Here is a 13,079-nt window from a genome sequence, read left to right as displayed (position 1 = left end):
CCAGACGCCGCATTGCATCCAATAAAAAAGGCCCTGTCTCTTTGACAGGGCCTTTAATTCTTTTACTATCCAATACGCCGCGCTTACTTCTTTTTCTTATCTAGCATGGCAAGGTACATATTGGCGAGCTTGTGGCCCGGGTTCTTGCTAAGCACCTTTAGCCACTCCTCCTTGGCGCTACCCTCGTCTCCGGAGGTATAATGCGTTAGCCCAAGCTGCACGTACGCAGGCCAGTACTCTTTTCTGATATCTATGGCATCCTTGAAGCACTTTATGGCCTTCCCTATCTCCTTTGTGTCCCTGTAAACGGTACCGAGGGCGACCTTTATATCCACAAAATCGGGTCGAAGCTTAAGCGCCATGCCGTACTCATAAACAGCCTCGTCGTAACGCCCTACGTCCTTATAGATGTTACCGAGCTCAGCGTGCATGTTCGCGAGCTTGCCCTTCACGTACGGGTCAAGGTATGCGTCCTTATCCTTTGCGCTTTTATCAGGTTCCGCTACAGAGGTCTTTGCCAGGGCATATACCTCCTGCGCCTTGTCGAACTGCCCGAGCTCGTTATAAACAACGGCCAGGTTAAGAGACGCTTCGGTATAACGTGGATTTAGCCGGATGGCCTGGGAAAAGGCCCTTATGGCCTCGTCGTTGCGGTTTGCGTTATAGTAAATGATGCCGAGCATGTTATGGATGTCGGCAAAGGTCGCCTTCTCCTTCACCACCTTTTCAAGGTGCACAAGGGCTTCGGCGTAGTTATTTTCCCTGAATGTTTTCTTGCCAAGCTCGTAGTGTTCCTGCCAATCTGCCATCTCAAAGCCCCCTAAGTTGGAATTTTACCGACGTAGCAAGCACGCGCCGGCAGGAAACCTTAAAATACCACAATAAACTCGGTTACGGCAAGCACAAATGCCACGCGGTCAAGGCTAACTTCCCTGCTGCGCCGATATCCTGTTTCTTGCCTTTGAAACATAGCGGCTCTCAGGGTATGAATTAACGAGAGATAAATACGCCTCGTCGGCAAGCCTTGTTTCCCCGAGTTTGCCATAGGTCTCGCCTATGAAGAAAAGGGCCGAATCCGAAAAACCCGAATCCGGGTACTGGTCAAGAAGATACCCGAACCTCAAGAGAGCGCCCTTATAGTTTTTTGCCTTTAGATAAAACCTGCCTACGATGAGCTCGTTTTCGGCAAGACGTTTCTTTATAAATACCACCATGTCAGCGGCCTTTGGCGCGTACACGCCGCCAGGATAATCCCTGGTAAGGTCCTCGAAGGCTATGAGGGCCTTTTTCGCTGACGCCAGGTCGCGGTCAACGGGCCCCATCTCTAGAAAATTGCTCATGCCCTTCTGAAATAGCGCGTACTCGGCCCTCGGGTGCCCGGGGTGCATGGAGTAGAAGTTCGTGTAATAAAGGGCCGCGCTCTCGTACTCCTCCTTGGTATAATACACGTCCGCAAGTATGAGCATGGCCTCGACTGCCTCTGGGCTAAGCGGGTCGCTCTCGAGTATGGCCTTGAAGTTGGTCTCCGACTCCCCGTACATACCGGCAAAATAACTGCTCATACCCTTTTCGAAATACACGGGCGCCGGCAGATACGCGTCTTTCTTCGGGGCGCACCCCGAAACCGCGCCAACCGCCAGAACTATCAATATGAAAGCGAGCTTTTTTTTCATGGTGTCTATACGCATACGGGCCTTTGTGCCAACGCGCGGAAGCCGCGCGTACCGTGCAAAAGGCCCGTTATATTCGATTATCCGGCCTATTCTTTTATTATATCAAAAACAGCCGGCATTGGCAACGGCTGCAAAAAACGCCGCCAATTGCTATGTGCCCATCTCCCATGACGCGAGGTACTTTTTCTGCTCGGCCGTGAGAACGTCTATCTTTACGCCAAGCGTTATGAGCTTCATCCTGGCGATTTCCTTGTCTATCTCCTCGGGAACGGTGTAGACTTCACGCTCGAGCTTCGCGCCCCTCTGGACAAGATACGCAGCGCTCATGGCCTGGTTGGCAAAGCTCATGTCCATGACACTTGCCGGGTGGCCTTCGGCGCTCGCAAGATTAACAAGGCGGCCTTCTGCAAGGACGTATATGCGCTGCCCTTCCTTTATCACATGCTCCTCGGTAAATTCGCGTATCTCTCTCCTCTTTTTCGTAAGCTTTCTAAGGCCGTCAAGGCCTAGCTCCACGTTAAAGTGACCGGAGTTCGAAACGATTGCGCCGTCCTTCATCTTGGCAAAGTGCTCTTTGCGTATTACGTTGATATTGCCGGTGACCGTGCAGAAGAAATCCCCTTCCCTGGACGCGTCGGCTATGGGCATTACGCGGAAGCCGTCCATTACGGCCTCGAGCGCCTTTATCGGGTCTATCTCGGTTACGATGACGTTTGCGCCCATGCCTCTGGCCCTCATCGCCACACCCTTGCCGCACCAGCCGTAGCCGCACACGACGAACACAGAGCCTGCAAGAAGCCTGTTAGTAGCCCTTATGATGCCGTCTATGGTGGATTGTCCGGTGCCGTAGCGGTTGTCGAAGAAGTGCTTGGTGGCGGCGTCGTTAACGGCGATTACCGGGAACTTGAGTAACCCCTGCTTTGCAAGGGCCTTGAGCCTGATGACTCCGGTAGTCGTTTCCTCGGTAGAGCCGACGATATTGGCTGCTTCCTTTTTCCTTGTCGTATGAAGAAGGGAGACAAGGTCAGCGCCGTCGTCCATCGTGATGTTGGGCTGCTTATCTAGCACTATGTTCAAGTGCTTGTAATATGTCTTGTTGTCCTCGCCCTTTATGGCGTAGGTGGATATGCCAAAATGCTTTACAAGGGATGCGGCAACGTCGTCTTGCGTGCTAAGCGGGTTGGATGCGCAAAGAGAAACATCTGCGCCTCCGGCCTTTAGCGCTATCATCAGATTGGCCGTCTCGGTCGTTACGTGAAGGCACGCGGCTATCTTTACGCCCTTCAACGTCTTCTTGGCGGCAAAGTTCTTCTGTATGCGCCTGAGTACCGGCATGTCCATCTCTGCCCACTCGATCCTCTTTCTGCCCTTATCGGCAAGCTTCATGTCCTTTACGTCAAACTTTTTCATCGTTCCTCCGAAATGTTTTTTTATAAATCCGTCAAACGGCCCGCGCGCGGGCCACAGTTCCTACTTAAGCCCTGCGTCTGCCTTAAGGGCAGCGGCCTTGTCGGTCTTTTCCCAGGTAAAGCCCTCTTCGTTCCTGCCAAAGTGGCCGTACGCCGCGGTCTTTCTGTATATCGGCCTAAGGAGATTGAGGCCGCTGATGATGTCTGCCGGCTTCATTTTAAAATGCTTACTTACGAGCTTCTCTATCTTATCGACCGCCACCTTCTCTGTTCCGAAGGTATCGACCATGACGCTTACCGGGTCAGCCACACCGATTGCGTAGGCAAGCTGCACCTCGCACTCGGAGGCAAGCCCTGCGGCAACGATGTTCTTTGCAACGTATCTTGCCATATAAGAGGCAGAGCGGTCGACCTTAGAGGGGTCCTTACCAGAGAACGCGCCGCCGCCGTGGCTGCCGTGGCCGCCGTAGGTGTCGACTATGATTTTTCTTCCGGTAACGCCGCAGTCGCCGTGAGGGCCGCCTATCTCGAAACGCCCGGTCGGGTTGATGTGATACTTGGTATCCTTCTTTAAAAGGTTTGCCGGGATGACCTTCTTCACTACCTCTTCCATCACGCCTTCGATTAAATCCTTTTGCGATACCTCGGGCGTGTGCTGCGTGGAAACAACGATTGTATCTACAGACACGGGCCTCGAGTCCTTGTACTGTATGGTCACCTGGCTCTTGCCATCTGGCCTAAGATACTTAAGCACCCCTGTCTTTCTTGCCTCCGCAAGCCTCTTTGTAAGCCTGTGGGAGAAAACGATCGGCATCGGCATCAGCTCTTCGGTGTGGTCGCATGCGTAACCGAACATGAGCCCCTGGTCTCCGGCGCCCTGCTCCTTTTCCTTACCCTCGTCTACACCCATGGCAATGTCAGGTGACTGTTTGCCAACGGTAACGATAACGCCGCAGCTCTCGTAATCAAACCTCATGCCCGAGCCTTCGTAGCCGATTTCCTTTATGGTCTGCCTCGCGACTTCCTGGTAGTTTACCGTCGTCTTGCTGGTGATTTCGCCGGCTATTACTACAAGCCCGGTCGTAACAAGCGTTTCACAGGCAACACGGCTCTTGGGATCGCCCGTAAGGTGCGCATCCAGGACCGCGTCGGATATCTGGTCAGATACCTTGTCAGGATGCCCTTCTGTAACGGATTCGGATGTAAAAAGATACTCACTCATTTGGTGTCATTCTCCTTAATTGTATTATCGTAAAGACCTACGGAATTCAATATTATTGAATATTTTCGGGTATTTGTCAATATTTTTCAGGTGATTTCAGGGGATAAAAAGAACCAGTGGGGTAAGGATGGGCCGCGCACGGCAGGGCCCTGGGGCCGCCTACATCATGTACTCTTCCTTATAAAAGTCCGCTAGATGCGACACAAGGCATGCCTCTATCTCCTTTGCGGTCTTCATGGCAAATACCTTGACGGTAAGCTCCATGGACTCGCCGTAACTTACCGAGCGGATAAGCTTTTTGACCTTCAAAACCGAAAAGGCGTTCATGCTGAGCTTGGTTATGCCCATGCCCAGGAATAAAAGCGCGTACTCCGGCTCCCCGGCCATCTCGCCGCACACGCTTACCTCTATGCCGCGCCTCTTGGCGGCATCGACAACACCCTTTATCAACCTGAGTATTGCAGGATGAAGCGGCTCATAGAGATACGCGACATGCTCATTTACCCTGTCTATGGCTATCGAATACTGCACCAGGTCGTTCGTGCCAATCGAGAAGAAATCGGCCTCCTCGGCAAGTATGTCGGCTATGGCAGCGGCAGACGGGACCTCTATCATTATACCGACCTCGACCTTTTCATCGAAACCGTGGCCCTCGGCGCGAAGTTCTTCTCTGGCCTCGTTTAAAACAGCCTTGGCCCTCATAAGCTCTTCAAGCCCCGATATCATCGGGAACATTATCTTTATCTTGCCAAATGCGCTAGCCCGAAGTATCGCGCGAAGCTGCGTCTTGAATATCTCCCTGTGCCTAAGGCTAAACCGTATGGCGCGAAGCCCAAGCGCAGGGTTGGTCTCGCCGAAATCCTCGCCGTGCTTCAATACCTTGTCTCCGCCGACATCGAGCGTGCGGATAACCACCGGCCTGCCCTCCAGCTTCTTTACAACGTATCTGTAGGCCGCAAGGTGCTCCTCCTCTGTAGGAAGCTCCTTTCTGTCAAGATAGAGAAACTCCGTCCTGTAGAGCCCTATACCGTCAACCCCGTGCTCAACGAGCGATGATATTTCGTCTACGATTTCCATGTTGCCCTGTATGCTTACAACCTTGCCGTCGGTTGTTTCGGCCGGCAAATCGTTATACTGATGCAGCATCTGCTGGTACTTCTCGTACCTCTGGCGCCGCTTCCTGTATACGGCCGTAATGCTCTCGGAAGGATTGACTATGACAGTGCCGGTGGAGCCGTCCACTATCACGGTATCACCTGTTTCGGCAAGCCTGGTAACGCGCTCGAGCCCGACTACGGCCGGTATGTCGAGGGCTCTGCCCATGATGGCCGTATGGGAGGTCTTTCCGCCGACATCGGTCAAAAAGGCAAGCACCTTGCCCTTTACCATCTGTGCCGTGTCGGTCGGAGAAATATCGTGCGCTATGACGACAACCGGCGAATCTATGGACGCTATGCCGTGGTACTCTTTTCCCGAGAGGTTCATGATTATCCTGTCGACGATGTGCGCTATATCGGAACTGCGCTCCTTGAAGTACTTGTCGTCAACGCCCTCGAATATTCTGAGTATGCCGTCGAGCACGGTCATCAGGGCCCACTCGGCGTTCTTTCTCTCGTTCTTTACAAGGCGCACGGTGTCGTTGATGAGCGTCTGGTCGTTTATCATCATTATGTGCGCGTCTATTATCGCAAGATGCTCTTTTCCAAGGGCCTCTTTAGCAAGAAGCTTTCTGACGTCGTTTAACTGTACCTTGGACTTCTTTATCGCGTCCTTGAACCGCTCGACCTCGTCCTTCACTGCCTCCGGCTCGACATAGTACTGCTGCACGGCATCGCCCCTGCCGGAATCGATGACATAGGCCTTGCCTATCACTATGCCTGGCGAAACGCCAAGCCCCTTTAAAAGGGAAACCTCTTTTCTATGTTCCTGCTGCGTCATCAGTCCTCGCCAAAACCGCTTTCAACGAGCGCGCCGACTGCGGCTATCGCCTCGTTCTCGTCCTTACCATCTGCCTTGACAACGATATCCGTGCCGCATGCCGCGGCCAGAATCAGTATGCCCATGATGCTTTTGCCGTTGACCTCGTGGTCGCCCTTTTTAACGAATATCTCGGAGGAATACTTGCCCGTGAGGTTCACGAACTTGGACGCGGCCCTTGCGTGCAGCCCCAAACGGTTCTTTATCCTGAAGGTCTTCTCTACCATATCTAAACCGAACTGCGCCTTAACGCCTCCTCGCGATATAGGGCACAGGCTCCTTTCCGGGCAAAGCCCGAATGTCTATTTCGACCCCCATCCCCCTAAGCTTTTCTATGATGGCATCATCCGACTCATTTAACATGACAGAGCGGCTAAGGGCTCTGCCGTCTCTGTTGTGATGAATGTTGCCGATGTTGATGGACTCAAACCTATACCCTTCCTCGTAGAGTTTCAATGCCTCGCCAAGATCGTTTAGTATCAGTATGGCCGTGCCGGAATCGAAGTCCCCGGCCTTGAAATGCTCTACAACCTCGCGCGCGGTAAAGACCTTGAACTCGATGCCCTCGCCCGAGCAGACGTGTGTTGCGGCCTCGACAAAAACCTCTTCTGGCTCGTACTCGGAGACGAACACGACGCTGCTGGCCTGCACATGAGGGACCCACGCGCATACCACCTGTCCGTGCACAAGCCTGTCGTCCACCCTCACAAGCGCTATCATTTTCCCGCGCCTCCCAGAACCCCGCTCGCAAGCACTATGCTCTTCCTGCCGTGCTCCACAAGCGCAGAGGAAAACTCCTTCAGGCTCCGTCCCTTTCTCGCCGTTAGAAACTTTATCATAAGCGGAAGGTTTACCCCTGTTAAGACCTCTATCCTGCCCTCCTCATGGAGCGTAAGGACGATATTGGCGGGAGTGCCGCCAAACATGTCGGTAAAGACCATTACTCCGGAGCCCGAATCAACGGACTTTATGGCAAGCGATATCTTGGCCTTCAGTTCATCGAAGGATTCGTCCCCCTTAACGCCTATCGCAGCGACGTTCTCGGCCGATTCAACTATCGTCCTCGCGGACTCAAGCAAAGCCTCGGCAAGCGTTCCATGCGTAACTATGACAGCGCCTATCATCGACGACTCCTTCCGAAGATGCTTCCTCTTAACACAAACAATCTATTCCTTATCAATATCCCTGTGCCGCTTCTTTAGCACAAGACGCTTATCCGTAAACCTTTCCAGAAGCTCCTCGACTATGGCAACGGAGCGGTGTCTGCCGCCGGTACACCCGATGGCAACGGTAAAATACGACTTGCCCTCGGACATGTAAAGTGGCACGAGATAATCGAGGAACCAGGCAAGCTTCTCGAGAAACGACACGGTCTCTTCCTTCGAGCGCAGGAACTCTCTAACCTCGCTGCTTACGCCGTCAAGGCGCTTAAGCTCGTCCACGAAGAACGGGTTTGGAAGAAACCTCGCGTCAATCACCATGTCCGCGTCCGCCGGTATGCCATAACGGTACCCGAAGGACAATAGGTTTAGCGTCATGCTGGCGCCGGTGCCCTGGCCTCCGAAAACATCCTTAATATGGGCCGTGAGCTTGTGGACGTTGAAACCGGTCGTATCGATTACCCTATCGGCCCTCGAGCGTATGTCCTTTAAAAGCTCCCTCTCTATTTTGACGCCGTCTAGAGGGCTCGTCTCGGAGAGCGGGTGCTTTCTTCTGGTTTCGCTAAAACGCCTCACGAGTATATCGTCGGAGGAATCCAGGAACACGAGCTCGCTCGAATACCCGGCCTGCTTTAACTCTCCAAATATTACGGGAAAGTCCTTCAAAAACTCCCTCTCCCTTACGTCCACTACGGCTGCGACCTTGGTTATCTCGGTAGTCTGCGAAAGTATCTCAAGAAACTTCGGCAAAAGAGTCACCGGCATATTGTCGACACAGAAAAATCCAAGATCCTCGAGCGCCTTCACCGCCGTGCTCTTTCCCGAGCCCGATGGGCCGCTTAGCACGACGAGCCGGAGCTCCTTCATTTTACGCCCCTCTTCGCTCGTTTACCTGGGGCCTTCTTCACCTGCGCAGGCTCGGCAGGCGGCAGGCTCATCAGGGCCTCGAGCCCGGACTGCATGCCCATTAGCTTTAGAATCTTATTACGGGCCGCGACCTCGACTATCGTCGCAACACTTCGCCCGGGGCTAACCGGTATCTTAAGATACGGCACCTCGACACCAAGAATGTCCACGGTCTTATCCTCGAACCCGAGCCTCTCGTACTCCTCGCTTGCGTTCCACTCAACAAGCTCGACGACTATATCCACGGGTTTCTTGTCCCTTATGGCCGTTATGCCAAAAAGGTCCTTGATGTTCACTATGCCTATGCCGCGTACCTCTATATGATGGCGTATCGCGCCTGATGCCGTGCCGTAGAGCATGGCCGGGTACGCTCTCTTTATCATTATCACATCGTCGGCAACGAGCCTGTAGCCCCTGGAAATAAGGTCGAGGGCGCACTCGCTTTTACCAATGCCGCTCTTGCCCTTTATGATGACGCCTATGCCGAGCACGTCCACGAAAACGCCGTGCATTATGGTCGAAGGAGAAAGCTTTTCCTCGAGCACTTTTATAAGGTTTTCTATGAATACGGACGAGGTAAAAGGCGTTACGTAGAGGGGAATTGCTTCCTTGTCGGCGAGCTTCTTGATCTCGGCATTGGGCTTAAGGCCCTTTGTTACGACCATAGCCGGCACGTCCGCGTCCGAGAATATCAAAAGCGCGCGCCTTAGTTCGGCCGGCTTAAGTTCGCTCAAATACGCAAGCTCGGCCTCGCCTATTACCTGTACGCGCCCGGGGATGAGCTTGTCCTTTATCTTACCGGTCAGGAGCAGCCCGGTCTTTTGCACGCGCGGAGCCAGTATTTCCTTATCAAGCCCCTTTGCTCCGCCAACGAGCTCGAGCTTGAGAGACTTCTGCGAGGAAAGTTCCCCTACCTTTACACCCTTCATCGACGTAAACGCACCCCTTACGCGAAATACGCGGCCAACAACTACAGGGCCGCGCTTTTAAAGAGTTTCACCTCTGCCTCGGCTATGAACTGCCGCATCGCTGCCGCAGAATCCGCCTTGATAAGCCCTTCCATTACCCCTGGCTCCTTAAGAAGCCTCGACAACGAGGAAAGGGCCTTTAGTATAACGGCAGTGGAATTCTCCGGCGCTGCCACGAGAAAAATCAGGTGCACAGGGGCGCCGTCGGCCGCCTGAAAATCAATGCCCTGCCGGCTTCTGCCAAGCACGATGCAAAGCGAATCGAGCCCCCTAACCTTCGCGTGCGGCAGCGCAACGCCGTGCCCTATGCCCGTGCTTCCGAGCCTTTCACGCTCAAGAACACAACCCAGAAGATACGCCTCGTCGATGCCCGGGACCGTGCCCGCCAAATGCCCGGACAGCTCCGCAAGCGCGCCGCGCTTATCGGATGAAAAAAGCCCGGCAACGATATTCTCTACGCGCAGTATATCCGATACCTTCATAAACCGGCGCTCCGTATCCTTTGCGGTCAAGCGCTGCGCCGCCGGCACTACAAGCGAAAGAAACTCAGGCCTCTTCTTCCTCTTCGCCGCCCTCTGCGTACTTGGGGCTCTCGCTCTTGTGGTGGTCCTTGACCTTTTCCTTGTGCTTCTTTACCTGACGCTCGACTTTATCGAGCGCAGTGTCTATCGCCGCATACATGTCGTCGGTCTTCTCTGTGGCCTTTACGGTGCAGTGCTTGGCTATGACCGTGACCTCGGCTATGTGCCTTATCTTTTTTTCGACGGAGAGAAACCAATGTACCTCTATCGGCTCGACGAGATACTTAGCTATTTTCTCCGACTTCTCCTCCGCGTACGCCTTGAGGGCGTCGGACGAGTCCATGTGCTTGAACGTTACGCTTACGTGCATGATTACATCCTCCGGTTATTTTTGATCGCTGCAAAAACAAAAACCGCACGGACAAAGCATCGTGTGCCCGTACGTCTTAATTTTTAACCCGAAAACGCCATGGAATCAAGACAAATAAAAACAATTACTTCGTCTGCCGCTCTCTTCTGCCGGAGGTGGAAAGAAGCCCGAGCTCTTCTCTGTACTTGGCAACGGTCCTTCTCGCAAGCTCTATGCCCGACTTTTTGAGTTCCTCCGTCAGCTGCTGGTCGCTAAGGGGCCTGGCCCTGTCCTCGGCGCCGATTATCTCCCTTAAGCGTTCCTTCACGTACTCGCTCGACACGTCTCCGTCAACAGAGGACGACCCGGAAGTGAAAAAATACTTAAGCTCGAATACGCCTCTGGGCGTGTCAACGTACTTGTTGGTGGTAACGCGGCTCACCGTCGACTCGTGCATCCCTATATCCTCGGCAACGTCCTTCAGTATCATGGGCTTTAGGAACTTTAGCCCCAGATCGAGAAAGTCCGTCTGGAACTTGACGATGCTCTCGGCCACCTTCTTTATGGTGTTTTGCCTCTGGTGGACGCTCTTTATGAACCACATGGCGGCCTTCATGCGCTCTCTTACGTAGCCGCGCGCGTCCCTGGCCTCGCCCGAGCCGTCCGCGTCTTTTTTAAGCATAGCCCTGTAATAAGCGCTGACCTTGAGCTTTGGCAGCCCGTCGTCGTTTACCATGACGACGTACTCGCCTTCTACCTTCTTTATGTATATGTCCGGGATGACGAGCCTCTCATCGCTTTTCCCGAACCCGGAGCCGGGCACCGGCGTCAAAAGATCGCTTATCACCCTGCCGGCCTCAACCACCCTCTCGACACCAAGCTCCATTGCAGAGGCGATGGCCTTGTAATTCCTGGAGCCCAGCAAATCAAGGTGCTTATCTATTATCTCCTCTGCCACGATGTCCCTGGCCGGAAGCCTTCTTGCCTGGATGCGAAGGCACTCCCTTAGCGTCATCGCGCCGACTCCCGGAGGATCAAGGGCCTGTATGCGGCCTATCATGTCCTCGACTGCAGCGGCATCGGCCCCGGTCGCAGCCGATATCTCTGCTATGCTTTTCTCCCTTATCTCCTTATCGGTGAGCCCGACCGCGTCAACGGCCCTCAGATACCCGTCGTCCTCGATGCACTCGATTATGTACTCGGCAAGCGCGCTCTCTTCATTCAGGCAATAATGTATCTGCCAGAGAAGATAGCCCCGAAGGTCGCGCCCTGAGGTCGCGGCCTTCTCGACAAAGTCCTCGTCGTCGCCGTCCTCAACACCAAAATCCATGCCCTGGGAGCTGTCGTCGCCGTAGCCCTCGAGGTAATTCTGCCAGGACTCGTCCATCTTCGATGCCGCGTTCTCGGTATCCTCGCCGGCCGCAGTCTCCATGTCCGGGGCAGAGTCCTCGAGCACCGGGTTCTGCTCTATCTCTTCGCGTATCGCGTCCACAAGCTCCATCCTCGACAACTGAAGAAGCTTGATTGCGAGCCGAAGCTGCGGCGTCAGAAGAAGCTTTTGCGAAAGCCGCTGTTCCTGTTTTAGTCCGTATGCCATAGTGTTTTGCGCCTAAAGCCTGAACTTGTCGCCAAGGTACGCATCGCGCACGCGCCTGCTCTCTACAAGCTCTAAAGGCGTGCCGGTCTCGAGTATCGCGCCCTTGTCGATTATGTAAGCCCTGTCGCAGATACCAAGCGTTGCTCCGACGTTATGGTCGGTAATGAGTATGCCTATGCCGCGCTTCTTAAGCCCTATGACCACTTCCTGTATGTCGGCAACGGCCTTCGGGTCTATGCCGGAGAACGGCTCATCCAGAAGAAGAAACCTAGGCGAATTGACAAGCGACCTGGCTATCTCCACCCTTCGTCTCTCGCCGCCGGAGAGGGAATAGGCCTTGCTCTTTCGTACGTGCTCGACGCCAAACTCCTTTAGAAGGCGCTCAAGCATCGTGGCCTTGGCCGCCGCGCCGTCAGGCAAAAACTCTATAATGGACTTTATGTTGTCCTCGACCGAAAGCTTCCTGAAGACAGAGGGCTCCTGCGCGAGGTACCCGACACCGAGCCTTGCCCGCTCGAACATCGGAAGCGCCGTAACGTCGTTACCGTCGAACGACACATTCCCAGAATCGGTCTCAACAAGGCCTACGGTTATATAAAACGATGTCGTCTTGCCCGCGCCGTTTGGCCCGAGAAGCCCTACGACCTCACCTTCCTCTACAGAGTAGGATACGCCGTCGAGAACCTTGCGGCCGCGGTAAGACTTAACGAGACGATTTGCACTTAATTTCATCACCGGACTGTTTGCCCTGGCAGCTTTTTTTACGCGGCATCACCATCATCTTGACCTTCTTGCCGCCCGCAGCCTCGACCTTCACATCATCGGTATCGAGGTCGAATGTGATGGTTTCTCCCCTGATAACCGTGCCGCACTGCGAGGCCATGGCATTGCCGCTAAGCTTAAGTATCCTTCCCGCCTTATCGTAGCGCGCGCTATCGGCCTTTGCCGCGCGCGTGCCCTGAACAAACATAACGCCGCCCGAGGCGTTAATCTCGCTTACCTCGCCGGCCTTGAGATAAATGAACTTGAGTTCCTCCGAGCACATTTGAAAACCGGCATCGAGAAGCACGTTGCCGATGTAGACGACTTCCTTGCCGCCCTTTATCATCTTCATGGAATCGGAAGTGATGGTTGCACCTATCGCGGTTTTGCTCGAAGCGCCTTTGGCGCCATCGGCAGGCGCGGTGGCCGCGGTTTTCTTTGCACCGTCCTTGTCGCCGGCAAAGGAAACGCCCTCCTGCATAACACAGGCCGCGATAAACGCCAATACGGCAATATACAACAGACCTCTCATTGG

Annotated in this window: 15 protein-coding genes; all 15 read right to left on the bottom strand. The window is 54.1% G+C overall.

The features are described 5' to 3' along the window. Positions 1-83 precede the first annotated feature (83 nt). Complete coding sequence (locus OEV59_06955; GenBank protein MDH4227476.1) at positions 84-809, bottom strand: tetratricopeptide repeat protein; 726 nt, start codon at positions 807-809, stop codon at positions 84-86. A gap of 114 nt (positions 810-923) precedes the next feature. Then, a complete protein-coding gene (locus OEV59_06950; GenBank protein ID MDH4227475.1) occupies positions 924-1,688 on the bottom strand; it encodes an outer membrane protein assembly factor BamD in 765 nt (254 codons plus the stop codon). Between the two features lie 135 nt (positions 1,689-1,823). Next, positions 1,824-3,083, bottom strand: a complete 1,260-nt coding sequence (gene ahcY / locus OEV59_06945; protein ID MDH4227474.1) for an adenosylhomocysteinase — start codon at positions 3,081-3,083, stop codon at positions 1,824-1,826. A 60-nt stretch (positions 3,084-3,143) separates the two neighbouring features. Further along, positions 3,144-4,304, bottom strand: a complete 1,161-nt coding sequence (metK, locus tag OEV59_06940; protein MDH4227473.1) for a methionine adenosyltransferase — start codon at positions 4,302-4,304, stop codon at positions 3,144-3,146. 159 nt (positions 4,305-4,463) lie between these two features. Then, positions 4,464-6,242 (bottom strand): phosphoenolpyruvate--protein phosphotransferase, encoded by a 1,779-nt coding sequence (gene ptsP, locus OEV59_06935; GenBank protein MDH4227472.1) that lies wholly within the window; start codon positions 6,240-6,242, stop codon positions 4,464-4,466. Continuing rightward, positions 6,242-6,508 (bottom strand): HPr family phosphocarrier protein, encoded by a 267-nt coding sequence (locus tag OEV59_06930; GenBank protein ID MDH4227471.1) that lies wholly within the window; start codon positions 6,506-6,508, stop codon positions 6,242-6,244. Before OEV59_06930 ends, ptsP begins: the two co-directional genes overlap by 1 nt. 19 nt (positions 6,509-6,527) lie before the next feature. Further along, positions 6,528-7,001: a PTS sugar transporter subunit IIB gene (locus OEV59_06925; protein ID MDH4227470.1), complete on the bottom strand. Its 474-nt coding sequence runs from the start codon at positions 6,999-7,001 to the stop codon at positions 6,528-6,530. After that, positions 6,998-7,405, bottom strand: coding sequence for a PTS sugar transporter subunit IIA (locus tag OEV59_06920; GenBank protein ID MDH4227469.1), 408 nt, complete (start codon positions 7,403-7,405; stop codon positions 6,998-7,000). The genes OEV59_06925 and OEV59_06920 overlap by 4 nt, the downstream gene beginning before the upstream one ends. A gap of 42 nt (positions 7,406-7,447) precedes the next feature. Continuing rightward, the gene (gene rapZ / locus OEV59_06915; protein ID MDH4227468.1) at positions 7,448-8,308 is read right to left on the bottom strand and encodes an RNase adapter RapZ; all 861 of its coding nucleotides are present in this window, start codon (positions 8,306-8,308) and stop codon (positions 7,448-7,450) included. Then, the gene (hprK, locus tag OEV59_06910) at positions 8,305-9,276 is read right to left on the bottom strand and encodes an HPr(Ser) kinase/phosphatase (protein MDH4227467.1); all 972 of its coding nucleotides are present in this window, start codon (positions 9,274-9,276) and stop codon (positions 8,305-8,307) included. The genes rapZ and hprK overlap by 4 nt, the downstream gene beginning before the upstream one ends. Before the next feature lie 41 nt (positions 9,277-9,317). Continuing rightward, positions 9,318-9,797 carry a PTS sugar transporter subunit IIA gene (locus OEV59_06905; GenBank protein MDH4227466.1) on the bottom strand — a complete coding sequence of 160 codons (480 nt, stop codon included), beginning with the start codon at positions 9,795-9,797 and terminating at the stop codon, positions 9,318-9,320. Between the two features lie 64 nt (positions 9,798-9,861). Then, on the bottom strand, positions 9,862-10,206 hold the full coding sequence (gene raiA / locus OEV59_06900; protein MDH4227465.1) for a ribosome-associated translation inhibitor RaiA: 345 nt from the start codon (positions 10,204-10,206) through the stop codon (positions 9,862-9,864). 124 nt (positions 10,207-10,330) lie between these two features. Next, a complete protein-coding gene (gene rpoN, locus OEV59_06895) occupies positions 10,331-11,782 on the bottom strand; it encodes an RNA polymerase factor sigma-54 (GenBank protein ID MDH4227464.1) in 1,452 nt (483 codons plus the stop codon). Between the two features lie 12 nt (positions 11,783-11,794). Further along, entirely contained in the window at positions 11,795-12,514 is a 720-nt protein-coding gene (lptB, locus tag OEV59_06890) for an LPS export ABC transporter ATP-binding protein (GenBank protein ID MDH4227463.1), read from the bottom strand. Then, positions 12,486-13,076, bottom strand: coding sequence for a hypothetical protein (locus OEV59_06885; protein ID MDH4227462.1), 591 nt, complete (start codon positions 13,074-13,076; stop codon positions 12,486-12,488). Before OEV59_06885 ends, lptB begins: the two co-directional genes overlap by 29 nt. Between the last annotated feature and the right edge of the window lie 3 nt (positions 13,077-13,079).

It is taken from the genome of Deltaproteobacteria bacterium, from assembly GCA_029858205.1.
Lineage (GTDB): Bacteria > Desulfobacterota > GWC2-55-46 > GWC2-55-46 > DRQE01 > JAOUFM01.
Note: the sequence above shows the minus strand (reverse complement) of the source record. Positions and strands in the feature narration are given on the sequence as shown.